This is a genomic window from Mucilaginibacter gotjawali (assembly GCF_002355435.1).
Lineage (GTDB): Bacteria > Bacteroidota > Bacteroidia > Sphingobacteriales > Sphingobacteriaceae > Mucilaginibacter > Mucilaginibacter gotjawali.
This window is the reverse complement of record NZ_AP017313.1, coordinates 2,278,735-2,303,802: the sequence shown is the minus strand read 5'-3', so window position 1 is coordinate 2,303,802 and position 25,068 is coordinate 2,278,735. Positions and strand designations below refer to the sequence as shown.

17 protein-coding genes are annotated in these 25,068 nt (G+C 43.2%); 7 read left to right on the top strand and 10 right to left on the bottom strand.

Annotated elements, in window-relative coordinates; genetic code table 11:
* Window positions 1–9: 9 nt before the first annotated feature.
* The 4 genes from MgSA37_RS10535 to clpB all read right to left on the bottom strand — a co-directional run bounded on the left by MgSA37_RS10535 (window position 10) and on the right by clpB (window position 7,778).
* Window positions 10–1,131 carry a SusD/RagB family nutrient-binding outer membrane lipoprotein gene (locus MgSA37_RS10535; RefSeq protein WP_172885309.1) on the bottom strand — a complete coding sequence of 374 codons (1,122 nt, stop codon included), beginning with the start codon at window positions 1,129–1,131 and terminating at the stop codon, window positions 10–12.
* A 14-nt stretch (window positions 1,132–1,145) separates the two neighbouring features.
* The gene (locus MgSA37_RS29385; RefSeq protein ID WP_157750525.1) at window positions 1,146–1,514 is read right to left on the bottom strand and encodes a SusD/RagB family nutrient-binding outer membrane lipoprotein; all 369 of its coding nucleotides are present in this window, start codon (window positions 1,512–1,514) and stop codon (window positions 1,146–1,148) included.
* Window positions 1,515–1,524: 10 nt separating this feature from the next.
* Window positions 1,525–4,740, bottom strand: coding sequence for a SusC/RagA family TonB-linked outer membrane protein (locus tag MgSA37_RS10525; RefSeq protein WP_232010835.1), 3,216 nt, complete (start codon window positions 4,738–4,740; stop codon window positions 1,525–1,527).
* Between the two features lie 431 nt (window positions 4,741–5,171).
* Window positions 5,172–7,778 carry an ATP-dependent chaperone ClpB gene (clpB, locus tag MgSA37_RS10520; protein WP_096351774.1) on the bottom strand — a complete coding sequence of 869 codons (2,607 nt, stop codon included), beginning with the start codon at window positions 7,776–7,778 and terminating at the stop codon, window positions 5,172–5,174.
* A 268-nt stretch (window positions 7,779–8,046) separates the two neighbouring features.
* Here clpB and MgSA37_RS10515 point away from each other — a divergent pair, with 268 nt between their 5' ends.
* Complete coding sequence (locus tag MgSA37_RS10515) at window positions 8,047–9,378, top strand: sensor histidine kinase (protein ID WP_096351772.1); 1,332 nt, start codon at window positions 8,047–8,049, stop codon at window positions 9,376–9,378.
* Between the two features lie 181 nt (window positions 9,379–9,559).
* Complete coding sequence (locus MgSA37_RS10510) at window positions 9,560–10,627, top strand: OmpA family protein (RefSeq protein ID WP_096351771.1); 1,068 nt, start codon at window positions 9,560–9,562, stop codon at window positions 10,625–10,627.
* A gap of 65 nt (window positions 10,628–10,692) precedes the next feature.
* Here the strand turns inward: MgSA37_RS10510 and MgSA37_RS10505 are convergent, their stop codons facing one another.
* Entirely contained in the window at window positions 10,693–11,400 is a 708-nt protein-coding gene (locus tag MgSA37_RS10505; protein ID WP_096351769.1) for a dienelactone hydrolase family protein, read from the bottom strand.
* Between the two features lie 213 nt (window positions 11,401–11,613).
* Between MgSA37_RS10505 and MgSA37_RS10500 the strand changes: the two genes are divergently transcribed.
* Window positions 11,614–14,052, top strand: a complete 2,439-nt coding sequence (locus MgSA37_RS10500; RefSeq protein ID WP_096351768.1) for an ABC transporter permease — start codon at window positions 11,614–11,616, stop codon at window positions 14,050–14,052.
* Between the two features lie 122 nt (window positions 14,053–14,174).
* On the opposite strand, the gene MgSA37_RS10495 is transcribed toward MgSA37_RS10500, so the two are convergent.
* Together MgSA37_RS10495 and MgSA37_RS10490 are read right to left on the bottom strand one after the other, a co-directional pair.
* Window positions 14,175–15,725, bottom strand: a complete 1,551-nt coding sequence (locus tag MgSA37_RS10495; RefSeq protein ID WP_096351766.1) for a long-chain-fatty-acid--CoA ligase — start codon at window positions 15,723–15,725, stop codon at window positions 14,175–14,177.
* Between the two features lie 178 nt (window positions 15,726–15,903).
* On the bottom strand, window positions 15,904–18,750 hold the full coding sequence (locus tag MgSA37_RS10490) for a TolB family protein (protein ID WP_096351765.1): 2,847 nt from the start codon (window positions 18,748–18,750) through the stop codon (window positions 15,904–15,906).
* Between the two features lie 182 nt (window positions 18,751–18,932).
* On the opposite strand from MgSA37_RS10490, the gene hscA reads away from it, so the two are divergent.
* Window positions 18,933–20,789 carry a Fe-S protein assembly chaperone HscA gene (hscA, locus tag MgSA37_RS10485; RefSeq protein WP_096351763.1) on the top strand — a complete coding sequence of 619 codons (1,857 nt, stop codon included), beginning with the start codon at window positions 18,933–18,935 and terminating at the stop codon, window positions 20,787–20,789.
* 44 nt (window positions 20,790–20,833) lie between these two features.
* Window positions 20,834–21,817, top strand: coding sequence for a hypothetical protein (locus tag MgSA37_RS10480; RefSeq protein WP_096351762.1), 984 nt, complete (start codon window positions 20,834–20,836; stop codon window positions 21,815–21,817).
* A 65-nt stretch (window positions 21,818–21,882) separates the two neighbouring features.
* On the opposite strand, the gene MgSA37_RS10475 is transcribed toward MgSA37_RS10480, so the two are convergent.
* Window positions 21,883–22,173, bottom strand: coding sequence for a hypothetical protein (locus tag MgSA37_RS10475; protein WP_096357399.1), 291 nt, complete (start codon window positions 22,171–22,173; stop codon window positions 21,883–21,885).
* A gap of 93 nt (window positions 22,174–22,266) precedes the next feature.
* Between MgSA37_RS10475 and MgSA37_RS10470 the strand changes: the two genes are divergently transcribed.
* Window positions 22,267–23,415: a tetratricopeptide repeat protein gene (locus MgSA37_RS10470; protein WP_096351760.1), complete on the top strand. Its 1,149-nt coding sequence runs from the start codon at window positions 22,267–22,269 to the stop codon at window positions 23,413–23,415.
* Here MgSA37_RS10470 and MgSA37_RS10465 read toward each other — a convergent pair.
* A complete protein-coding gene (locus MgSA37_RS10465; protein ID WP_096351758.1) occupies window positions 23,412–23,996 on the bottom strand; it encodes a riboflavin synthase in 585 nt (194 codons plus the stop codon). The two genes, MgSA37_RS10470 and MgSA37_RS10465, sit on opposite strands and share 4 nt — an antisense overlap.
* A gap of 122 nt (window positions 23,997–24,118) precedes the next feature.
* Between MgSA37_RS10465 and MgSA37_RS10460 the strand changes: the two genes are divergently transcribed.
* Complete coding sequence (locus MgSA37_RS10460) at window positions 24,119–24,511, top strand: hypothetical protein (protein WP_096351756.1); 393 nt, start codon at window positions 24,119–24,121, stop codon at window positions 24,509–24,511.
* Between the two features lie 71 nt (window positions 24,512–24,582).
* Here the strand turns inward: MgSA37_RS10460 and MgSA37_RS10455 are convergent, their stop codons facing one another.
* The gene (locus MgSA37_RS10455; RefSeq protein WP_096351755.1) at window positions 24,583–25,062 is read right to left on the bottom strand and encodes an SRPBCC family protein; all 480 of its coding nucleotides are present in this window, start codon (window positions 25,060–25,062) and stop codon (window positions 24,583–24,585) included.
* Window positions 25,063–25,068: the final 6 nt, after the last annotated feature.

Genomic DNA, 25,068 nt, shown 5'->3' with positions numbered 1-25,068 from the left:
CAGTTATAGTTAATAAGCCCCCTTCGTATCGAAGAAGAGTTTCGTTGTAACTTTATCGCCCCCAATGGCAGTTGATGCCTGGTTATAATTAACCACGTTTACGTTCTGCTCGCTTATCGGATAGGTAAAACGCACGGGGAACGCACTATAAGCATTGGGTGGCGCAACTAACGCGGGATAATCAAGCCTACGGTTTACGATCCATGCATCCCAGCCGCGGTTATACAAAGCCAAATATTCCTGCAAGGCAATTTTTTGTAGTGGCGTTGTACCTGTGGCAGTAGCAAATGCTACATTTGGAAGCAGCAAATAAGCATTTGCCTGCGCGGCTGTACCGCCCCAATATGTTATTGACGCAGTTATTGCAGCATCATAATGAGATTCAATTGTGCCCCCTACATTGTACCCTCTTTCAACAGCCTCAGCAAGGTTAAATTCAGTTTCAGAGTAATCCAACAGCAAGCCGGGGAAATCAGGGTTTGTTACACTGCCAATTGATTTGGGTTGGGATGATGTGGGTGGCCCGGGTGTTAACAGCGGCCCGGAGGGCAGCGAGTAATTGCTATAAACAATACCACCGCTACCTGAGCCGTTATCGGCCCCTAAGTATACACTGTTTTTGTTTTCGGCAAAGAAATATGGCGTGCGCGGGTCCTGCGTTGCTGTGTTAGGGTTTAATAAACCAATAAACTGACTGGTACCAACAAAATCATGTCTTTGACTTTGCACAAGGTCAACCCAAACAGGATTGGTATTGGGCGGGGTTGTTACATATGCGAATAAAGCATTGTCGTCATTTGAGGTGAAAACGCCTGCTTTAACAGCCGCTTCCACAACGGCTTTAGCCTTAACATTGTCAAAGTCTGCAATGGTAATTCCCATTTTCAGCTTTAGCGTATTTGCAAATTTTGCCCAGTTGGCAGGTATCCCGCCATATATAATATCCGCATTGCCATAGCTGCCTGCGGAAGGATTCAGTGCCGCAATATCTGCATCCAGGCGAGTTAACAGTTCACTGTAAATGGTGGCCGCATCATCGTATTTTGGAAAAGGCTGGTTGATATCCAATGCCTGCGAATAGGGAATATTGCCAAAAGTAGTAACCAGGTAATAGTAACTGTAAACCTCCATTATGTCGGCAATTGCTATCTCATTTTTTGGGTTCCGGCATCGTTTACATCCGTTGGAATTAATTTTTTGGCCCTGTCCAAATTGGTAAGTGCGCCACTGTAAATAGCGCTCCAGATGGCATCCGGTTGCTTGCGGTAGGTTATCTGGTAATCCGTCTCATTTAAATAAGTAGTCTCGGTCCATTGCTGCTCAATTAAACGGAAAATATTTAAATTGACGCTCGCTGATGTAACGGTATTTGTTATTGATCTTTCAGCCTCGGTAAACAAACTGTAAGACGGAACATTCACCGGGTTTTTAGGGTCGATATTTAGTTTGGTTATATCTTTTGTACAGGCCGAAAGCATCGAGACGAGTACAAAAATAAATGCTGTTTTTTTCATGTCTGTATGATTAGAAACGTAATTTTAGGTTGAACGAAATGGTACGAACGGTCGGGTAGGCACCTTCCTGGATGCCCTGCAAATTACCCGCGCTTAGCCCTTCTTCGGGATCGGCATAGGGCAGGTTTTTATGGATGATCCATAAATTCCGTCCAATAAGCTGAAAGGTTACTTCCTTTATCGGGCCTAATTTGCTGATCACGTTTTGAGGCATTGTATAGCCAATAAGCGCTTCGCGCAGTTTTACATAACTTGCATCGTATACAAAAGCAGATAACGGCAATAAACCTGCGCCATCGCCAAAGTCGCCGTAATTATAGGCGGTCACCCTGGTGGTATTTGGCTGTCCGTTGGCATAAACGCCCGGCCTGATGAAACCACCGCCATCAGCTAATGTATTACGAACTGGTTTGCCGAGGTCATTTGTATAGGCTGTTAACGGATAAATTCCATCAGCCAAACCATAAGCCAAATCATTTGAAAACACCGAACCGCCGTGACGGATATCAATAAGGAAGCTTAACGAAAAGTTTTTATAGGTAAAACTGTTGTTAATACCACCGGTCCAGTCGGGATTGGTATTGCCGATATTGTTGTTAGATGTCGATGTGATCAGGTATTGCCCATCGGCCCCAACGATTTTCTGTCCCTTTGAGTTGTAAACGTAGTCTGTTCCACGGATAGTGCCAAACGGCTGACCAAGCGGCGCATTAAGCGACTCGCCATTTTGAAAACTTGCCAGCTCAAGGTTACTTGCTTCTTTACCTGTTGCATCAGTATAAAGTGATGTAACCCTATTCTTTGCAGCGGTAAAGTTTACGTTAATTTTCCAGCTAAAGCTATTGGTTAATACAGGGGTTCCGTTTAATGAGAGCTCAACACCTTTATTTTCAACAGAACCCGCATTTAAATATTTAAAGTTGTACCCTGTTGCGCCTGAAACGTTTACCGGTAATATTTCATTAAAAGTGTTGGTGCTGTAGTAACTTGCATCAAACCCAAGCCTGCTTTTCAGGAAAGCCATTTCAATACCAATTTCCTTGCTTTTGGTTTGTTCAGGTTTTAAATCAGGATTGTTTTTTGTGGTGTTAACCAGGGTTTGAGGGTTTGCACCAAACGGCGGAACGATGGAGTAAGTATCGTTAACTGTATAAAGCGGTGCATCACTGCCCACCTGTGCGTAATTCGCCCTTATTTTTCCGTATGAAAGCCAGGTGTAATTTTTCAGCAGTTCTGAGAATACGAAACCTGCCGAAACTGAAGGATAATAATAGCTGTTATTTGCAGCCGGCAGCGTGGATGATTTATCCCTCCTGATGGTACCATCTAAGGTCAGCATCTTTTTCCAGGTGAGTGTAGCGCCTGCAAAAATACCGTCAACCTCTTTTGTGGCATCATATTCAGTTGGTGACAATGGTGCGTTTACTGTATTTGAAAGAGAATATAGCCCGGGAATAATTAAACCGCCGTTAGTGCTTGCGAAAATGCTGTTTTCGTAGTCTCTTCTAATATTTCCACCCAACAGGGCTTTCAAGTTAAAATCATTCGAAATGTTTTTATCTACGTTTGCCAACAAATCATAGTTCGTTTCCGAATAAGAATGGTTATATCTCGAATAATATGGAACGCCTATACTTCCCACATCATAACGTTCCTGGTCAAGTTCCGAATAGGAATCCAGCGATGTACGGCCTGTAATATTCAGCCATGAGGTCGGTTTGTAAGTTAAATTGATATTACCGAGGTACCGGTTACGTGTATCGGTCTCATAATTGTGATCAGTTACCCAATAAGGGTTATTCCAATAAGCGGGGTTTGTATTGCCGTCAATCGGATCGGCCATATTCCAGGTGACATTTGATTGCGTTCTTTCATAGGCCGCCTTCAATTCCTGCACATCCACGTTTGTCTCCCACCACTGCCTGAAATTAGTCATTACGTTGCGGTTATCGGAGTTACTGCCATCATAACCTGTACCGCCGCGACCAGTGCCGTTGGTATTGTAAAAATTGATCTCTGCTCCAACTGTTAACTTCGGCGTGATATTATAAGTGCCGCCAAAATCAACCTGATTTTTGTCAAGTTTACTGTTTGGAATCACCCCATTTTCAATACTCTTGGTGTACCCTAATTTAAAGGTGCCTGTTTCGCCGCCACTGGTAATCATGATACTTTGATTAGTAGATACCGGCTTCACAAAAAATGTCGAAGGGTCGTTTTTTGCTGCCACCCATGGTGTTGCTTTGCCATAGTTAGGCGAGGTCGGATCAAATGCGTCCCACTGATAGATTTTTAAATTTGGATTAAAGGCCGTTCCGTTGGAGGCGTCATCAGCGGTTGGCGCAACCTGCGCATTTGCATTGCCAAAAATATTTCCGCTATTAAAATATTGAGCATAGCCCGCACCATATTGTTTTTGGTATTGCGGAAAAGTTGACTTATCAATTTCACCAACGCTAACGGTTGAATTAATAACAATACCCAAACCTTTTTTTGCCTTTTTAGTAGTTATTAAAATAACACCGTTGCTTCCGCGTGAACCGTAAAGAGCTGATGCACCAGCGCCTTTTAACACCGTAATACTTTCTATATCATCGGGATTAAGGTCTGATGCCGGGCTGCCATAATCATATCCTCCGCCCCCCTGCTGCTGGTTGCTGCCATTTGTATTTTCATTACCTACGGGCACCCCGTCGATAACAAAAAGAGCCTGGTTATCTCCTGTAATGGATTTTACACCCCGAAGTACAACGTTAGTGGAACCACCCAGCGCGTTATTCTGCTTGATTTCAAGGCCGGATACCTTTCCGGATAAACCGTCAATAAAATTATCTGACCGCTGCTTGCTGACTTCGTCGCCGCTTACCTGTTGGGCGGCATAACTTTGCTGATTTCGGGTACGCGTGATACCGAGCGCACCAGTAACCACAACTTCACCCAGTTGCTGGCTTGCCGGCGCCAAAACCACATTTAACACGCCACCGTTAACCGGCAAAAATTGTGTTGAATAACCGATAAAGCTGAATGATAATGTTGCGCCTGCCGGTACCGTAAGCGAGTATTTACCATTAACATCTGTCTGCGTACCGATGGATGGGCTTCCTTTAACGCTTACACTTACGCCTGGTAAGGGCAACCCATCGTCCTTCCCCGTAACCTTACCTGTTACGGTTAGATTTTGAGCAAATAACTGGTTTCCAGTTAATAGCAATATGCACAAAATCATAAGTAGATTTTTTGTCATAAATAATGTAAATTGTTTTTTAGTTAATAATAATTGAGGGGATAAAGCTAACGCCTGCTTTCGGAAATTTCACTAATTTCGTGTAACTTCTTACTTACAATTAATTTTATTAACTGTAACGATTTTTTTACGATTATATTATAAAATTAAATCTCATTTTTGGCGTCCTTAAAAAACTAGCAAATTATTACCTATGAAAAGAAATTAAATCGTAGTTAATAAGATGACAGTTAATAAGTTAATTAAAGCCGGGAATTACGCGAGGTATTTCCCGGCTTCATTTTTAGGGTAAAAAGACTATAACTCAGCATTAAAAATGCACGAAAACGACAAGAGCCCCTGCTTAACAGCAGAGGCCCTTGCATATTTACTAAAAACAAGTCTATTTATTAAACCGGTATTTCCGGGGATAGTTAACCCACCAATTCAGGAGAATTTAAAAACACAAACTGGTTATCAAACATATCCAGCTTTATTTTGCTGTCTTTATCCACCTTGCCCGCCAATATTTGTTTGGATAACTCATTCAGGATCTTTTTCTGGATCACCCTTTTTAAAGGCCTGGCACCAAATTGCGGATCGTAGCCTAATTGTGCCAGCCAGTCCAATGCTTCCTCCGATGCTTCGATGCTTATTCCCATTTCGGCCAGAGTTTGTTGCACCTGTTTAAACTGCATTTTAACAATATCGGTAATCTCATCCCTGCCAAGAGGTGTGAACATGATGATCTCATCAATCCGGTTTAAAAATTCCGGACGGATTGTTTTTCTTAACAGTTCAAACAACTGATTTTTAGTTTTCGACATGATCTCGTCTTTGTCAAACTCACTATAATCCTGGTAATTTTCCTGGATGATGTTTGAACCGATATTCGATGTCATGATGATGATGGTATTTTTAAAATTCACCAACCTGCCCTTGTTATCGGTTAACCGGCCGTCGTCCAAAACCTGCAACAGGATATTAAATACATCAGGATGGGCCTTTTCTATCTCATCCAATAATACTACGCTGTAAGGCTTACGGCGCACGGCTTCGGTTAACTGCCCGCCTTCATCATAACCAACATATCCCGGAGGCGCACCAACCAGCCTTGATACCGAGTGGCGTTCCTGGTATTCGGACATATCTATCCTCACCAAAGCACCTTCGTCATTAAACAGGTATTCTGCCAAAGCTTTCGCAAGCTCTGTTTTACCAACACCGGTAGTCCCTAAAAATATAAAGGACCCGATTGGCTTTTTCTTGTCCTGCAGGCCTGCGCGGCTTCTGCGTATTGCATCACTTATCGCTTCAATCGCTTCCTCCTGCCCTGCTACGCGTTTGTGCAATTCATCTTCCAGGTGCAGCAGCTTTTCACGCTCACTTTGTATCATTTTTGAAACCGGAATCCCGGTCCAGCGCGAAACTACCCCTGCAATATCTTCCGACGTAACTTCCTCTTTCAGCATACGGCTATCACTCTGGTTTTCCAAAAGCGCCGCCTTAAGTTCTTCCACTTCCTTTTGGGCTTTCACGATGGTACCGTAGCGCAATTCAGCTACCTTACCGTAGTCACCTGCGCGTTCGGCCTGCTCCGCTTCCAGCTTATAGTTTTCTATCAATTCAACCTTAATGTTGATGCCATCCACAAGGTCTTTTTCGCCCTGCCATTTGGCACGCAACGAGTCCCTTTCAGCTGATAAGTTGGCAATCTCTTCGCTCAGTTCCTTTACTTTTTTATCATCCTTTTCGCGCTTGATCGCTTCCCGCTCAATTTCCAGCTGCATAATGCGGCGGTCCAGTTCATCAACAGCTTCGGGAACTGAGTCCATTTCCAAACGGAGTTTTGATGCGGCCTCATCCATCAGGTCAATCGCTTTATCCGGCAAAAACCTGTCGGATATATACCGTTGCGACATTTCAACCGCAGCAATAATAGCCTCATCTTTTATACGTACCTTATGGTGAGTCTCATAACGTTCCTTTAGGCCACGCAAAATAGAAATGGCATCAGCAGTATCCGGCTCATCCACTATTACCATTTGGAAACGGCGCTCCAGCGCTTTATCTTTTTCAAGGTATTTCTGGTATTCGTTCAGCGTGGTAGCGCCTATGGCTCTTAATTCGCCACGCGCAAGGGCAGGTTTTAAAATATTTGCTGCATCCATGGCGCCTTCGCCACCGCCTGCACCTACCAGGGTATGGATCTCATCAATAAATAAAATGATCTCGCCATCTGCCTGCGTTACTTCTTTTATTACTGCCTTTAAACGCTCTTCAAATTCTCCCTTATATTTGGCTCCGGCTATCAGCGCGCCCATATCCAGTGAATAAACTGTTTTTGTTTTCAGGCTCTCAGGCACATCCCCTTTAATAATACGAAATGCAATACCTTCTGCGATGGCTGTTTTACCAACGCCTGGTTCGCCAACCAATATCGGGTTATTTTTTGTCCTGCGGGATAGGATCTGGATTACCCGCCTGATCTCCTCATCACGGCCAATCACCGGGTCAAGTTTTCCTGATTCCGCGTACTCATTCAGGTTGCGGGCATATTTATTCAGGGCATTATACGTTGCTTCGGCATTCTGATCGGTCACCTTATTATCGCCGCGCAGGCTAACGATTGCCTTTTTAAGGTCTTTTTCGTTTACACCGTAGTCTTTTAATGCGGTGCTGGTTTTATCGTTTACTGATAAAATACCGAGTAATATATGCTCAACCGATACAAACTCATCCTTAAATTCCTTTAAATAGGATTGCGCTTTTTGTAAAGCCGAATTGGTACCCGAAGCCAGGTAAATATTGCTGCCGCTTACTTTAGGGAACGAGTTGATCTGCGCGTCAAGTGTTTCATTTAAACGGTTAACGTTTACATTTAACTTCTTTAGCAAATAAGTAATTACATTTTCATCAACCAGCAACAAGCCTTTAAGCAGGTGTGCGGTTTCAATCGCCTGCTGCTGGTTCCCGGCAGCTATTTCAGAAGCTTTTTGTACAGCCTCCTGTGCTTTTATGGTAAAATTGTTAAAATTCATGATATTTGTTTTTAGGATAGACCTTTATAGCCGATTGAGTGTTTTGATAAGGATTACCATCGATTACAAGCAAATAACACACCCGTTCAGTCTATTCATCGCTACCGGTGTTAACCGATCAAATCTCCTGCCACAACCCGAATCCTGCTAAAATGTCCTTTTAATTTAATTCAATAAGTTATTTTGTCACAGCGGCTTTTAGGATTTTTGATTATAGGTTGAACCATAAAATTTATACTTTTGTGTCCCCGTTTAAACGCTAACCAAATTGAACAAAGCCCAATTAAAAAACTTAGGTAATAAATATAAATTTGACTGGCGTAACTACTATACCGGGCAAAACCTGGTTTCCGTTCGTGTAGCTTCTCTCATATTCTTTATATTAAATGCTGTTATCAGGGTACTTTACCTGGTATTTCCTTTAAGCCTCACAAGGGCTGATAATTTTCCAGAATTCAATATCACCAACTGGCTATTTTTGGGATCAAGTGCCTTATTTTATTCGTTCAGCTATTTAATGATAAATATTTATCGCAAAAAACCTAAAGCGACTGCCATATTGTCTTTATTCATTTTTGGTTTTGCGATGTACCTGATCGTTTGCGGCATGTATTCCAGTTTTCTCGCAACATCCGATCCCAAAAACGCCCTGATTCTTTATTTAATAGCGCTGTCAACGGTAAGCATCTTATTTGTATTTGAATATTATGAAACCATCATGCTGATCATTATGGCGGCGCTGGTATTCACATCACTATTGATCTGGGCACAGACCGACCCTACTGAAATAGTTTATAACGAACTGATTTCCCTTGTATTACTGGGCGGCTTTTATTTAATCTCCCGTTATTTCTTTTCATACAAATTCAATTATTACCTGCAGTTGATCGAAATAAAAGAGAAAAACCTGGAAATAGAGCGGAGCAGTGATTTTAAAAGCCAATTGCTGGGTACCGTGGCACATGACCTGCGCAACCCGATAGCTGCGGTTGAAACCCTTGCCATGGTGATGGAAATGGACGAAATAGACGCTGAATTACAGGAAAACCTGAATATGATAAAAGCATCGTGTGTACAGGCACGTACGATCATTGAGGAATTGCTTGAGTCTGCCCGGAACCAGAATACAGCTGAATTTATTACGGTAAGGACCGACCTTGACCAGTTTATGGCGGGTATTATCAATAAATGGGAAAATCAAAAAGGAAGTAAAACCATAGCCTTAAACTGCCGGGTTGTGCCTGCATGGGTACAGCTTAACCACGAGAAATTTCAACGGGTGATTGACAACCTTATTGGCAATGCCTTAAAATTTTCGAGAGAAAGAAGCACTATTGAGATAGATATCAGCAAAAAGAATTTCCGTATCATCATTGAAGTGAAGGACCATGGTATCGGGATCCCTAAAGACAAATTACCTATAATTTTTGATGCCTTTACCAAAGCAGGCCGGCCCGGCCTTAAAGGTGAACAATCCACCGGTTTGGGCCTGAGCATAGTTAAACAGATTGTTGAAAAACACAACGGAACAATTGAAGTGGAAAGTGAAGAAGGCAGTGGGTCAATTTTCCGTGTTAATTTACCTGAAGATGGACTGTAAAGAAGTTCATAGTTGATGGTTCATGGATCATAGTTCATGGTTCATAGTAAACAAAAATAGCCGCCCTAACTATACTACCCCATTCGTTATCAAATAAATAGATGATAACTTTCATTTATTTAAATGAGCAAAATCATTTAGCTTTTTTACCGCCTGGCCTAATTTAGGGAAAATTTAAGCCATGAAAACACTTTACCTAATGATTGCAGCGATGCTGTTATTTTCGGTTGCGGCTTATGCCCAGGACGAGAATAAAACGGTGTCGAAATTTGATTTTATCCCCGGTGAAAAAATAATTTTTTTCGATGATTTCACTTCGGGCAACGTCGGTGATTTCCCGGCCTCGTGGAACACCAATTCCAGCGGGGAAATAGTAACCATGGCTAAATACCCGGGCAGATGGCTGCAGCTAACAAAGGGCGGTTTTTTTATTCCCGAGGCAAAAGGAAGCTTCACAGATAATTTCACCATTGAGTTTGATTTTGTACCGATCACCGCCAACAATTCAGAAAACATGTACGGGCTTGATTTCTACATTGTGTGCGGGACATTGGATAACCCCAATGAGGGTGGCGCGATTCCGGGAAAAGCAGGCACCAAAATTACCGCTGGTTATGACCAGATCGACTGGACTAATTATTCACAAAAGGACGAGGGTTATAAAGACCATGGAAACAGCACATTCCAGTTTAAATCGGGACAAAAATACCATGTGGCCTTTTGGGTACAAAAACAGCGTTTAAGGATGTACGCCAATGAAAACAAAGTGCTCGACCTGCCCAGGGGGATGATCGCAGGATACGCCTATAATATTTTCAGAATGGAAACGACGGATGAAGTGAGCCCTATCATCAGCAACTTCAGGATAGCTGTGGGATTGCCTGATATGCGGAACAAGTTGGTTACCGAGGGTAAACTTATCAGCTATGGCATCCAGTTTGATGTTAATTCAGCCAAAATAAAACCCGAATCATTTGCAACTTTAAAGGAAATAGCACAGATTTTAACTGACAATCCATCCTTAAAAATTAAAATAGTTGGACACACCGACGCAGACGGCAATGACGCCTCTAACCTTGAGCTTTCAAAACAAAGAGCGGCGTCTGTTAAAACTCAACTCAACCAAACTTTTAATATAGCCGTTGCCCGCATGGAAACGGATGGTATGGGTAAAACCCAACCCATCGCGCTGAATGACAACGCGGTAAACAAGGCAAAAAACAGGCGGGTTGAGTTTATAAAATTATAAAGGAATTAATGCGTACCCATTTAATTTAGATGAATGATGGGTCATGCTGTTGCAGTCGTGATCCATTATTTCATATTATTCCTGAAAAAAGCCAGCGTCATGGCCCAGGCTTCTTTAGTAGCTTGTTCGTTATAAGCAGGCCTTTCATCGCAGGCAAAAGCATGATCGGCATAAGAAAATTTCACATTGGTATATGCTTTCCCGGCTTTATCCAATTCGCCGGTAATGAGATCGATTTGGTCCTGGCCAATATGTTTATCCAGCCCGCCCCAAAAGAATAAATGCCGGCCGCTCACATCGGCCGCTTTATCCGCCAGGATTTTAATATTGCCGCCATAATAAGTTACGCCGGCGCTAAGCGGCACTGTTGCATTAGCCAAAAACGAAACCCTGCCGCCCATGCAATAGCCTATGCTGAAAATATTTGCCGGGTTTACCAGTTCGTGATGCTTCAGAAAATAATAAGCGGCTTTCACATCTGCCTGGTTGCCTTCAATCGTCAAACCATTCATATGCGGCATCAGCGATGGAAAGTCAGCATAATTACCCTCAAAATATGGCGGCGCAGTACGGTGAAATAACTCAGGCGCAACAACAACAAAACCCTGCGCTGCAAAACGATCGGCAACGTCCCTAATATGGTGATTAACGCCAAAAGCTTCCTGTAATAATATCAGTCCGGGTGCATTCCGGCCTGCGGCATCCGCAGGTATTGCGGTGTAGGCTTCCATATCGGTGCCATCTTCAACTTTCAGGCTTACATATTTTTCCATAGTCAATGTTAAACATTGTATTTGATGATTGGTTGACGGTACTTTAAATTTTACAAAGATTGATTGAATTCAGTTGTCACTATGTAAGCAAACCGGACACCCAAATGTATCAAAACCGTACATCTATCCTCATAAATTTCAGCACATATTATTGATTTACAATAATTTACAACAATGGCACCTTCTTAGCTAATTAATTTTCGGGAGGCCACTATGTTCAAAAACTATTTAACCATCTCATTACGAAACCTTAACAGGCGCAGAGGTTATGCGCTGTTAAATATTTTCGGCCTGGCAATTGGTATTACCTGCTGCCTGATTATTTTTCAATATGTGGCTTTTGAAAAAAGCTATGAAAAATTCAATAAGGCTGCCAAAGATATTGTAAGAATCCGTTTAGATAGTTACCAGCAGGGTAAGCTTGCCTATAAATCGGCGACCAGCTATCCGGCAATTGGCCCAACAGCAAAAAAAGAATTGCCTGATGTGGAAGATTTTTGCCGTTTGTACAACGTGCAACAGTTATTGGTAAATGAACAAAAAAATGTAAAGTTCAACGAGTTGAAAGGCTACTATGCCGACCCTTCGGCAGTTGATATGCTTGGGATTAATATGGTAAAAGGCAACCCGAAAGAGGTGCTCAATGCCGTCGATAAAATGATCATCTCCGAATCATTCGCAAAAAAGTACTTTGGAGACAGCAGCCCGGTCGGCAAAACGCTGGTATCGAAAGACCCGCATTTTACAGAGGCATACCAGATTACCGGTATTTATAAAGATTACCCCCGCAACTCCCATCTTGTGATCGATTATATTATTTCCTACGCAACGTTTGGTAAGATCAGGCGGCTGGAAGGCGATACCCAAAACTCAACAGAGACCGGGTGGAGATGGTATGATTTTTACACCTATCTTAAACTCAGACCCGGCACCGACGTGAAAAAGTTTGATGCAAAGCTAGGGCCTTTTTGCGATGCGCATGTGAATATCGAAAAGGGACATAAAGCAAACAATGTCAGGGATGAACTGCACGTAATCCCGCTCACTGATATCCATTTATATTCCAATGCCAACCAGGAGGCCGAGGTGAACGGCAATGGCCAGGTGGTTTCTTTTCTTTTTTTGATCGGTATTTTTATTATCCTTATTGCCTGGGTAAATTATATCAATCTTGCCACTGCGCGGTCGGTTGAAAGGGCTAAAGAGGTTGGGGTTCGTAAAGTGCTTGGCGCCGGCCGTTCGTCGTTGATCAGGCAATTTTTGGCCGAGAGTTTTTTGCTCAATTTCATTTCGCTGATAATTGCTTTTTTTGCCGCGTACTTGCTTACGCCTGCATTCAACCATTTTGTGGGCCGAGAAATCACCACGGGTTTCGTCTTGCCCTGGGATTATTTAACCGGTTTTTTAGCGTTGTTTTTTGGAGGAAGTTTTTTAGCGGGGATCTACCCTGCCTTTGTGTTATCTGGATACCAGCCCGTAAAAGTGTTAAAGGGTAGTTTTAAGAACACCAGCAGCGGTGTACTACTGCGGAAGACGCTGATTACAGGGCAGTTTGTCACCTCGGTAGTGCTGGTTGCAGGTACTATTATCGTATATCAGCAGGTAAGCTATATGCGCAGCCAGAAGCTGGGTACAAACATCAATCAAACCCTGGTTATTCAAGGGGCCACATCACTTCGTGATAGCGTATATTCAAAAGCTTTTCAACCTTTTAAACAGGACTTGCTGAATGTCACAGGTGTAAAAAATGTAACCGCCTCATCAAACGTAATGGGCCAGGAAATTTACTGGACAAGGGGAATAAAAAGCGCCGCGCCGAATGCGTCCGAAGTTACGCTTTACAATTTAGGGGTCGACTATGATTTTATCCCTTCATTCGGGATTGAAATGAAGGCCGGCCGCAATTTTTCAAAGGAATTTGCCACTGATAAAAAAGCCGTATTGTTAAATGAAGATGCGGCAAAACTCCTGGGTTTTAAGGATGCCAAAAGTGCGATCAACCAAAAAGTTATCCCACGCGATACATTAACAGTTATTGGCGTGGTCGCTAATTTCCACCAGGAAGGCTTAAGAAAAAGTGTTCAACCAATAATCATTTTATTGGAGCCAAACACCCGCGATTTTTACTCTGTCAAGGTTGGAACTAACAATATCAGCGCTACCATTGCATCGATTAGAAGTATATGGGATAAGAATTTCCCATCCGATCCATTTAATTATACTTTTCTGGATGAATCTTTTAACCATCAATATCAATCGGATGAGCTATTCGGAAAAATCTTTAACATTTTTGCCCTGCTCGCCATCCTTATTGCTTGCTTTGGACTTGCAGGCTTATCTGCCTATAATATTTTACAAAGAAGAAAAGAAATAGGGATCCGGAAAGTGATCGGCGCATCTGTTCAGCAGCTGCTGGCTTTGCTGGTAAACGATTTTTTGCGTTTGGTGGTGATTGCCTTTGTGATTTCCATACCAGTTACCTGGCTGTTGATGAGCCAGTGGCTGCAGGGTTTTGCTTACCGTATCAACATCAGCTGGCTTGTGTTTGCAGCGGCCGGCACTGTGATAACCATTATTGTAATTGCAACGATAAGTTTCCAGGCGATAAAAGCGGCTACCGCCAACCCGGTGAAGAGTTTGAGAACGGAGTAGTTTAGTTGATTAGTTAATTGGTGATTAGAGATTAGTTTTATTGTTCGGAGGTCGGGAATCACGATAGCTTTCGGACTTTAATGATTTTCGTACTAATCTCTAATTAACTAATCACCAATTAACTAATCTCTGCCCCGCAATTCCCTTTTCAATATCTTCCCCGTGGCGTTCATGGGCAGGGCATCAATAAATTCAACATTTCGGGGATATTTGTAAGATGCGATCCGTTCTTTTGTCCAGGCGATCAGTTCGGCTTCTGAAATGGTATAGCCGCCCTTTAACACCACAAATGCCTTAACTTCCTCGCCCTTTTCATCATGCGGAGTGCCTACCACAGCTACCAGAGATACTGCCTCGTGTTTGATCATTAACTCTTCCACCTCGCGGGGGTATATTTTCATTCCTCCACGGATGATCATATCTTTCGTCCTGTCTACAATATAAAAAAAACCGTCTTCATCCTTTATGGCAATGTCGCCAGAGTGCATCCAGCCGTTCTTCAATGCTTTTTGCGTTTCTTCGGGCTTTTTATAATAACCTTTCATCACGTTGTGCCCGCGGTAAAGCAACTCCCCTTTTTCACCAATGGGCACCTCTGCCCCATCATCGTCAACCAGCTTCACTTCAACACCCCAGAATGGTTTTCCGATTGACCCGGGTTTCCTGATTGTTTTCAATTGGTTAAAGGTAACCACCGGCGAACCCTCCGACATACCGTACCCTTCAACAATGGGCACATTAAACCGTTTTTCAAAATCCTGCAATACCTTAACCGGCAAAGAAGCGCCGCCCGAACAACATACTTTTAATGTTTTCGCAATGCTTTCATAGTCAAATTTAGGGTCGGTATAGTTCAATAACCCCCAGTACATTGTAGGTACACCGGCAAATAACGTCACTTTATGTTTTTGCATCGCCTCAAAAACCGATTCAGCGTCAAAACGGATAAGCATAACACCCGAACGCCCTTTATACACCCCTGCATTCATCATCACCGTCATTCCGAAAATATGGAACAGCGGCAACACAATAAGAGCGATATCATCCTCATCATTGTCCATCTGGTCGCAGATGGCAATAGCGTTTAAAAGCAGGTTTGAATGGGTAAGCTCCGCTCCTTTTGGCTGCCCGGTGGTGCCTGATGTATAAATAATCACGCAAGTGTCTTCGGCACTGGTTTGGTGCATTTCAAATGAGGCCGGTTGATCAGCCATAAAATCGCTCAAAGTTGTTACGCCTTCAATACCCGATGCCATTCCCGGTTTGGGCATGATCATTATAAAGTTTTCGCAACCGGTTACTTTGTTAAAAGCCGCATAACCGGTTTCGCCCATCGGGAAATCATTTGTCCCTGCAAAACAGAAATAAGCTTTTGCATCACTATCCCTGAGGTGATATTCAATTTCCTCTTTTTTGAGTAAAACATTCAGCGGAACAACGACAGCCCCTGCTTTTAAAATACCAAAATATACGATCGGAAAATAAGGCAAATTAGGGCACCCCAGCGCTACTTTGTCGCCGGCCCGGATCCCAATGGCCCTTAAACCGTTGGCAACCTGGTTGGCATAACCGTTAACCTGGCTGTAAGTTAGCGAAGTATCCATAAAAGTAAAGGCTGGTTTTACCGGATACCGGTTTGCGCTGTCTTCCAGGATGACCGAAAGGTTTAACATCTGTTTCTCCTTTAGAATTTAAAAAAATCCCTGTATCTAATAGCCCCTGCCGTTACTTAAACTGTCTGCAGTAAAAAATGGGGTGCCAGGAAATAATTGGTTATCTCAAATATATTTAAAAAGAAGCGGAGACACCAAATATTTTGCGAGCCGTAAAATAACACATTCAATCAGGTAGTTAAAACAGGGTAACGGGTACAATGATTTCAAAGCGGTTACGACCTGCGCCGCCAAAAATATCCGGGTCCATCAAATAGCTGTAACGGAAACCAAAAGAGATATTTCCCTGGTTAAATAGTTTTGAATCAAAATAGATCTCAGCGCCCGCCGAGCGGAAAGTGGCCTTAAAGTTCCTGCCATCGGTATAAAAATCAGTGGCATGGGTATAATCATAAAAAGCATTACCGCGGATCCTTGAAATATAAAAAGTATTGGCAAAACCCGCATCCGGATAAGCAATTGGAAAATGATAGTTTACCCCGGCCTTATTCATATCATATAAGTTTTCGGCGGTGTAACCACGCGAGAAGGGGAAACCGTTTGAAAAGTTGATCACCTCGTTTTTATTTTTCTGCTGGTGTGCCACATTGACCACCAGGTTATGGTTAAGCATAAAACCCGGCAGGTATAAAAACCCATTTGCAAGGAATTGCGCTGACGATGCCACGGAAATTGCCGATTTATAATTCAGATAAATACTCTGCCCGAAACGCGGGTAAATATTTTGTTTAGCCTGCTGAATGGTGTTGCTGAAACTGAGATAGTAGTTGAGGTAGGTATAAGCCCTGTCGGCAAAAAGGCCCCGGTAAGGTTGCTGGAAATTTACAGAGGTGGAATACAGATCGCTCCCGGCCCGTAAATAGGTGAAATTTTTACCCTCACTTAGGTTTAAGGGCAGTTCAAAGCCGCCGTGCATGTCTGTTTCATTCCAATAAACATTGTTGCCGTTGTGGTACCCGCGCCGCCCGATAAAATAATCCGAGCCCGCTGAAATATATGGAAATAAGACGCCATAGACGGCATCAAAGCCAAATTCTTTAAAGCCCTCATCCCGGTTATAGGTGAACGAAAGTTGAGTTTGCAGGGTATTCAATACATTTTCCCCGGCCAGGCTAATGGTATAATCAGGGTCAACAAAATTGGGGATCAGGCTGTGGAAATTCAGCAAATGATGCGATTTGCGATATTTGGTGACAGGCAGGGAATCGTTTTTCACCTTAGCCAGCAGATCGGTTGAGCCATCTCGGGTTAATGCGCTGATGCCAAAATCTGATAAACCACCACGGGCTGCGGCGGGTTCTATATCGGCCCAATCAAGTTTACTTTTATCCCATTCGTTTAGCCGGTAGCCAAAAGCCGTAAAACCCACCCAGGCAAATTTGTGGTTACTGACAGCGGGCTGATAATTACCAATGGAGCCGTCCAGGTTGTAATTCTTCAACTCAAATAATTTGCCGGTTTTTAAACTGAATGCAAACAAACGATCGTCAATACCAAGCGTTGCCGAAAAATAAACCGTATCATTTTTCACTACCGGAAAGGCGATTGGCTGGTAGGATAACGGCAGCAAATATTTGTTTTGCCCGGTTTTTATATCGACCAGGTCTAAGGTCATTTCGCCTTTGGGGGTTCGTACCGCAGCAATCAGCTGGTTATCCCCATAAAACTTTGGGTAGGTATAAAATAAGTTCTCTTTATTCGGAACGATCGCTATTAAACTGCCATCAGTTGCATTTATCAAATGAAGATCGCAGTTACCGTTGGTTCCTTCTTTAACCGCGACAATGGTTTTACCGTCGGGGCTAAAATCGGGCGCAAAATATTTGGCGCCTTTTGTAAGGCGGCGTTCCTCACCGGTATTAACATCCAACAACATCAGTTCGCTATAATCGCGGTAATTCCAACGCAGATCACGGCGATAAGCCGGATAAACAACTTTTCCGTTATGATAGGCGAAATAAGTATCCAGTGAAACACTTCTGACCGCTATCTTTTGCTCATGATTACCGGTTTTCTCAACGAATACCGGGATATGATTGTAGGTGCTTTTCATATAAATGAGCGTACTGTCATTTATATAAACCGGATATTCCCGGTCCGCATCAAAATGCTTTTTATTTAATGAATTAGTGAGGGGGAGATTTAGTGAATTGTTATCAGTTTGCGGAATGCCGAATTGCTTTTTATAAAAATCAAACCCATCATTTCTGAACTGATCAAAATCTTTACCTGTATATCTTTTAATCGCCTTTTGAAGCGGGAAGAATACGCCTTTATATGCCGCCGCATCATGCGTTACCTTTTTCCAAAAATCATCACCATATTTTTCACGACCATAGCTCACCATCATATAACCCAGGGGGTACCAGTCAGGAATGTAATCACGGTACGAACCATTGCGCAATTTCATATAACTGTATTCCTTGCCTGCAGCCCAAAGGCCCCGGTAACCGTTGAAAAAGTAGGGTAACCTGCCCCTGCCCTGTTCGCTCACATGGGTTTCGTTAAAAACGGCGTCGCCCTCAAAAAACCAGTTGGGGATGGCAATATCATTACCTAATGCCTGCCCGCCTTCACCAAAAAGCACTTTGAGCGCGTGCGAAAACCCGACATTAAAATTATTATATTGCTGTACATGCCTGAATTCGTGGATCGCTAACTGCTCCGGCCAGGAAAGACTGCCCAGTTCAAAGCTGTTTTGTTCGGGTGTTAAATAAAATTCGCTGCGGAAGGGTGCTAGCCCTACATAGGCGTTGGAAATAGTAGTTTGATCTTGTAAGACTATACTGATCTGCCGCTGTTTAAAACCAATGGTAGGCTGGATAGAGCCGTTCATTTGCCTGATGATATTGGCAACCCTTAACCCTGCGGAATCCAACCCGTAAGGAAAAATCACTTTGGCCGCAGGCAGATCGATCTGCTTCCATTTAATGGATGGCGGATTGCCGCCGAATTCCTGGGCAATTGTTTTAGTAGCAGTGGCAGTAATAAGTAGCAGTAACAGCAGGTAGAAGGGGCTTTTCATTGGGGTGAAAATAAGGAATATTTGTCTGAATCAGAATTTGCAGAATTTTAGAATGAGTAGAATTCGGCCTTGATTGCATTATTCTTAAAATCCTCTAATTCTGCAAATTCTGATTCGGACATACACTCCAATGACACACCATTCTTTAAAACTTCATACATTTGCCGCTGTTATACGTAAACATGGCTAAAGTTTCTATCAACCTGGCAACAGGTTCTATACAAAAAGAAGAATTAATCGTCGGCATCGACCTGGGCACCACCAACTCACTGGTGGCTTTTATCAACCCGGATAAAGACCCGCAGGTGATAAACGATACCGGCAAAGGTGTTCTGGTACCTTCTGTGGTGCATTTCGGGCCAACCGGGGATATTACTGTGGGCAACGAAGCAAAAGAATATTTGATCACCGACCCGCAAAATACCGTTTTCTCGGTAAAACGTTTATTGGGCCGTTCCTACAAAGACATTGAGAATTATAAAGATTTCTTTTCCTATAAAGTAATTGACGACGACAGCGACAGCCTGGTAAAAATAAAAGTCGGCGATAAATTTTATACGCCGATTGAACTATCGGGCCTGATACTAAAAGAATTAAAAACCCGTGCCGAACATGCGTTAAAAACCCCGGTTAACCGTGCGGTGATCACCGTTCCGGCTTACTTTAATGATTCGCAGCGCCAGGCCACCCGCGATGCGGGTAAACTGGCCGGGCTGGATGTATTGCGCATTGTCAACGAGCCCACCGCAGCGAGCCTTGCCTATGGTATCGGCCTTAACCCGGAAGAAACCAAGACCATTGCTGTTTATGACCTCGGCGGCGGTACATTTGATGTTTCCATCCTGCAAATCCAAAACGGTATCTTCGAGGTACTTTCAACCAATGGCAATACCTTTTTAGGAGGCGATGATTTCGACCGGGCCATTGTGGATTACTGGATCGAAAAAAACAACCTGGACAAAGCGGAAGTATTGGCTGATCATAAACTGGCCCAAAAACTTCGTTTAAAGGCCGAAGAAGCCAAAAAAGCGTTTGCGCACCAGAGCATGGTGAACGACAAGATCGGCGACATCTGGTGTACCATTACCAGGGAAGCTTTTAATGAGCTGATATTACCAAAGGTAGAAGAAACCATTACCTGCTGCAAAAATGCTTTAAAGGATGCTAAACTGGAGATCGGCCAGATTGATGAAGTAATTATGGTAGGCGGCTCAACCCGTACGGCCCTGGTTAAAAAAATGGTGGCTGAATTTTTTGGCCGCCCCGTACATGATGAATTAAATCCCGACGAGGTAGTTGCCCTTGGCGCCGCCATACAGGCCGATATTTTGGCTGGTAACCGCACTGATATATTGTTGCTCGACGTTACCCCACTTTCATTGGGTATTGAGACCATGGGCGGCTTGATGGATGTCATCATCCCCCGCAACTCCAAGGTACCTACCAAAGCCGGCAGGCAGTATACCACCAGTATTGACGGGCAGGTGAACATGAAAATTGCCGTTTACCAGGGCGAGCGCGACCTGATCAAAGAAAACCGTAAACTGGCTGAGTTTGATTTGAAGGGCATACCATCCATGCCGGCTGGTTTCCCTAAGGTGGATATTAACTTTTTGCTGAATGCGGATGGGATCCTAAAGATCCAGGCGATGGAGTTGCGTTCGGGAGTAAAACAGGAAGTGGAAGTAAAACCAACCTATGGCATAACCGACGACCAGGTGGAACAAATGCTGATGGACAGCATCACCCACGCCAAAGAAGATGTAAGCCAGCGCATGCTGATCGAAGCGCGCGTTGAGGGCGAGCAAATGGTGAAAACCGTTGAAAGCTTTTTGCGGAAAAACGGCAACTTTTTATCAGAAGATGAACTTAGCAAAACAAATAGCTATACAAACGCTTTAAAAGAAGTGTTGGCCGGTGGCGATAAGGATAAAATTCATAAAGCAATTGACGAGCTGAACGAATTTACCCGCCCCTTTGCCGAGCGCCTGATGGATCATGCTATAAGTGTGGCTATGAAGGGAAAGAGTATAGATTAGTGAGTAGAGATTGGTTGATTAGAGATTAGTTAAAAAAGTTTATTTTGAAAAAAACGACAATTGCGTTCATCGCCCTTTTTTGTTTTTACCTGTCCGTAAAAGCCGCTGATCGGCCGAAAATTACCGATACTATCACAGTTAAGCGAATTGATACCCTTTTATACGATTCGCTGATGCATCAACTGGCGAATGGTGATAAAACAGGCAGGTGGCCGGTTAAAAATACGCCCAAACCTTTGCCGGGAGCGCTTTTGCCATTTAACCGCATTGTGGCTTATTATGGCAATATGTACTCCAAAAACATGGGGGTATTGGGTCAATATCCGCCTAAAATAATGCTGGCTAAATTAAAGGCAGAAGTAAAAGTTTGGGAGAAGGCCGATACCACCACGCCGGTGATCCCTGCATTGCATTACATCTGCGTTACAGCACAGGCCGATGCCGGCAGCAACGGGTTGCATAACCTGCGGATGCCATTTAAACAGATAGATAGTGTGATCCATATGGCGCGGTCAATCCATGCCATCATTTTTCTTGATGTGCAGAATGGTTTCAGTACGGTACAAACCGAGATTCCAAGGCTGGAAAAATATTTGCAGATGCCGGACGTTCACCTGGGGATTGACCCCGAGTTCTCCATGAAAGAAGGCAGTGTCCCGGGCAAACGGATAGGGACTTTAGATGCCGAAGACATTAACTATGTGAACAAATACCTGGCCGACCTGGTGAAAAAGTACAACCTGCCGCCAAAAATATTTATCATCCACCGGTTTACCCAGCGCATGGTAACCAATTACCAGAAGATTAAATTACACCCCGAAGTGCAGTTTGTTATGGACATGGACGGCTGGGGTGGTACCAGTTTAAAACAGGGCACCTACCGCCAGATAGTGGCCCGCGAACCGGTACAGTTTACCGGCTTTAAGTTGTTTTATAAAAACGACATTAAAAAAGATACCCACCGGATGTTAACACCGAAAGAAATTTTGCAGCTGAAGCCAAGACCGATCTATATTCAGTACCAATAGTGCAATTGATCGCCGTTAAAATTAAAGTATAAAAAATAAATCCCCGTTTCCGGGGATCAATTTTCTTATACGTTGTCAATCGCTTCCTGTTCCTTTAGCGCAGTGATATTATTTTTATCACTGTACTGATCAGTTTGGGCAGCAAAATCTTCCAGCAAACCGGTAATGGTATCCAGGTTGTCGGTAACGCGCTGGTGCATGTCCGGCAGATCCTTTTCCAGTCGTTTGTTGCCCAATTCTATATTGTCAACCTCAACTTTTGCCAGCTTTACAATGATGGCCTGCTGACTATTCTTTAAATCCTCCAATTCATGGACAATTTTTTCCATCAACCCGAATTTCTTTAACTTATCCATAATGTTGTGTTTTTGTTTATACATGTACAACACCAATACACTCAAAAAGTTTAAAAATTTGGATTTATGATTTATAACTAATAATTTAGTTGAATGAAATCGCTATACATAAGCCTCATCATCATATGTTTTATTCCGGCAGTGTACGGGCAGGAAGGCGCAAAAGCCGATGACGCCCTGCTGCTGGAATATTATCAAAACCAGCGTTTTGCGGATGCAGCCGATTACCTCAAAAAAACATATCCGGAGCCTGTAACTGATCTCAAAATATTGAATAGTTTGGCCTATTCATCGCAAATGGCCGGCAGGTTACCTGACGCTGAAGCTTATTACGGGCGCATTTTTTCTGCGGATACTACCAATACATCCGTCATATTCAGCCTGGGTAACATCATGGCACGAAGGGGCGACAATATTAAGGCGTTGTTTTATTATAAAAAGATCCTTGCGAAGGACAGCACCAATTTCAGCGTTTACAAGCAAATGGGCAGTATGTCGTTAAACGCGGGTAACGTGACAGATGCCCTAAAGTATTATGAAAAGGCAAACCAGATCAATCCAGGCGAACCGGGCGTGGCCTATGACCTTTCTTCATTTTATATCAATGCGAAACAATATCAAAAAGCAGATACCGTTGTAAGCGGGGCATTGAAAGCCGATACCGCAAATTTACTGCTATTAATGAGCAAGGCCCAGGTGGATTATCACCTGAAAAAATATCCGGAAACGGTTTTGGAATGCACCAAACTCATCAATTACGGGCAGCGGCAAAATATAGTAATCAGTACCCTTGGCACCTCCTATTACGAACTAAAAGATTACAACAACTGTATCCATACTTTTAAACTTTTGGAAGAAACCAATACAGCCACAGAAATATCGTATTACTGTACCGGCATGAGCTATAAAGCTTTGGGCGACCAGCCAATGGCCATCACCTATTTCGAAAAAGCGATAAAGGAAGCGATTTCGAATAACGTTAATTCGTACTATGGCGAGATGGCTGACTCTTACAGCCAGGTACACCAGGTTAAAAAAGCGGTAAGCGCTTATCAAAAAAGCCTGTTGTATGGTGTAATGCCTTTAACTTACTATGATATTGCCGGTTTGTATGATATGCAGCTAAAGAATAAAGCGCTGGCACTGCAGTATTATAAAAAGTATGCAAAAAGCGATCCGCCAGCAGATCAAAGGCCCTATCTCATTTATTCAAAAAAGCGGATTGGAGAATTATCCCGTTAGCGCTGCATCAATCTTGCCACATACTTGCCGATAATATCAAACTCAAGGTTAACTACAGATCCTTCCCTCACCTGCTGCAGGTTGGTATGTTCGAAAGTGTAAGGGATAATAGCGACCGAAAAACTATTGGCTTTTGAATTTACAACGGTGAGGCTGATGCCGTTAACGCAGATAGAACCCTTTTCTACCGTAACATTTCCGGCAGCGGCATCATATGCAAATGTATATTCCCAGCTGCCGTCCAACGCTGCAAAACCGGTGCAAATAGCGGTTTGATCCACATGGCCCTGCACAATATGGCCATCCAGGCGGGCGTTCATTTGCATACAGCGTTCCAGGTTAACCAGGTCGCCTACCTTTAATTGACCGAGGCTGCTTTTATTTAATGTTTCTTCAATGGCGGTTACCGTATGCGTACCATCGGTAAGGGCGATCACCGTTAAACAAACCCCGTTATGCGCAACCGACTGGTCTATTTTCAATTCAGTGGCAATTGCTGATTCCACGGTGATGTGCAAATTCCCTTGATCGTGCCGCAACGCGGTTACTTTTCCTAAAGTTTCGATGATTCCTGTAAACATTGGCCTGGCTCCCTGCCCTCCGCCTGTGGGCCGAGGGTATTATTTTCAAGCAAAACTAACTATTTACTCGTGATTGAAAGTCATTTTAAAGTGGTTTTGAAAAAGATAAAATATATTTGCGGATGCCAGCATTGACATTTGATATTAGGGAAGATCATTTATCCGGACTTCAGCATCAACAAATTACTATAAAACATTTTATCGACGGCGTATTATCGGAGGATAACGGCAACGCTTTTACAGCAATAGCGCCCTGGCTGGTAGAATTCCACAAACGGGACGGCGGTTCGCCGGTTGCCTCGGAAATAAAAGTTGCGGAGGCTGAATACGATAGTATCACCCATTCTGGCAAAGTAAAACTGGCCTATAAAGTCTCCTTTACTTATGGCTGCGCTGATATTTTCAGGACAGATGATTATACCGAAACCTGTAAATTCATTATCGACCCTGAAAAAAATAAACTCACACTTTATATAACCGATCAGCTCACACGTGATACAGTTGACGAATTTTAAAGCTACCCTGACGCTAAAATTCCCCCTTTAGGGAGTTAGGGGGCCTGCCTGCCCCTATTTAAAATTACTGCTTAGCTCCACTTTTTATTCCGAAGGTCGATGCCGCCTTCCATTATTGATTTCAGGTTGGCCATGTAAAAAGTCCACCCCACCTGGCATTGTACAAACAGATTTTTTGAAGGATCACTTTCTTCAGGAATGTTCACCTGGGTTAGTTCCACTATGCTTACCCCATTACGGGTATAAATATTGATACTTACAATGCTGTTACCTGAGAAACTGAATTTTATAAAATCGGTGCCGTTGGCTTCAAGGATCTGTCCTTTTTCTACCGCGCTGTCATCAAACCCATGCCAATACCATTCATAGGCATCCTCCTTTAAAATAAATTCTTCCGGCTCACGGAGCCTTCCCGCTATCGTATAAAACTCCGCTTTGCGTAAAAACCATTTTTCCAGTCCTTCTGGAGTTGCCCAGGCTTCGTACAGGCTCCTGATATCTGTATTAAAGTCGCCGATGACTTTAAATTTCGTCCAGTTATTGTCAATCATTTTATT

Coding starts and splice junctions, on each gene's coding strand:
- MgSA37_RS10490 (WP_096351765.1), bottom strand. CDS start 18,750: ATGAAAAGCCCCTTCTACCTGCTGTTACTGCTACTTATTACTGCCACT.
- MgSA37_RS10525 (WP_232010835.1), bottom strand. CDS start 4,740: ATGATTTTGTGCATATTGCTATTAACTGGAAACCAGTTATTTGCTCAA.
- hscA (WP_096351763.1), top strand. CDS start 18,933: ATGGCTAAAGTTTCTATCAACCTGGCAACAGGTTCTATACAAAAAGAA.
- MgSA37_RS10455 (WP_096351755.1), bottom strand. CDS start 25,062: ATGATTGACAATAACTGGACGAAATTTAAAGTCATCGGCGACTTTAAT.
- MgSA37_RS10505 (WP_096351769.1), bottom strand. CDS start 11,400: ATGGAAAAATATGTAAGCCTGAAAGTTGAAGATGGCACCGATATGGAA.
- MgSA37_RS10475 (WP_096357399.1), bottom strand. CDS start 22,173: ATGGATAAGTTAAAGAAATTCGGGTTGATGGAAAAAATTGTCCATGAA.
- MgSA37_RS10510 (WP_096351771.1), top strand. CDS start 9,560: ATGAAAACACTTTACCTAATGATTGCAGCGATGCTGTTATTTTCGGTT.
- MgSA37_RS29385 (WP_157750525.1), bottom strand. CDS start 1,514: ATGAAAAAAACAGCATTTATTTTTGTACTCGTCTCGATGCTTTCGGCC.
- MgSA37_RS10500 (WP_096351768.1), top strand. CDS start 11,614: ATGTTCAAAAACTATTTAACCATCTCATTACGAAACCTTAACAGGCGC.
- clpB (WP_096351774.1), bottom strand. CDS start 7,778: ATGAATTTTAACAATTTTACCATAAAAGCACAGGAGGCTGTACAAAAA.
- MgSA37_RS10535 (WP_172885309.1), bottom strand. CDS start 1,131: ATGGAGGTTTACAGTTACTATTACCTGGTTACTACTTTTGGCAATATT.
- MgSA37_RS10470 (WP_096351760.1), top strand. CDS start 22,267: ATGAAATCGCTATACATAAGCCTCATCATCATATGTTTTATTCCGGCA.
- MgSA37_RS10465 (WP_096351758.1), bottom strand. CDS start 23,996: ATGTTTACAGGAATCATCGAAACTTTAGGAAAAGTAACCGCGTTGCGG.
- MgSA37_RS10460 (WP_096351756.1), top strand. CDS start 24,119: ATGCCAGCATTGACATTTGATATTAGGGAAGATCATTTATCCGGACTT.
- MgSA37_RS10495 (WP_096351766.1), bottom strand. CDS start 15,725: ATGTTAAACCTTTCGGTCATCCTGGAAGACAGCGCAAACCGGTATCCG.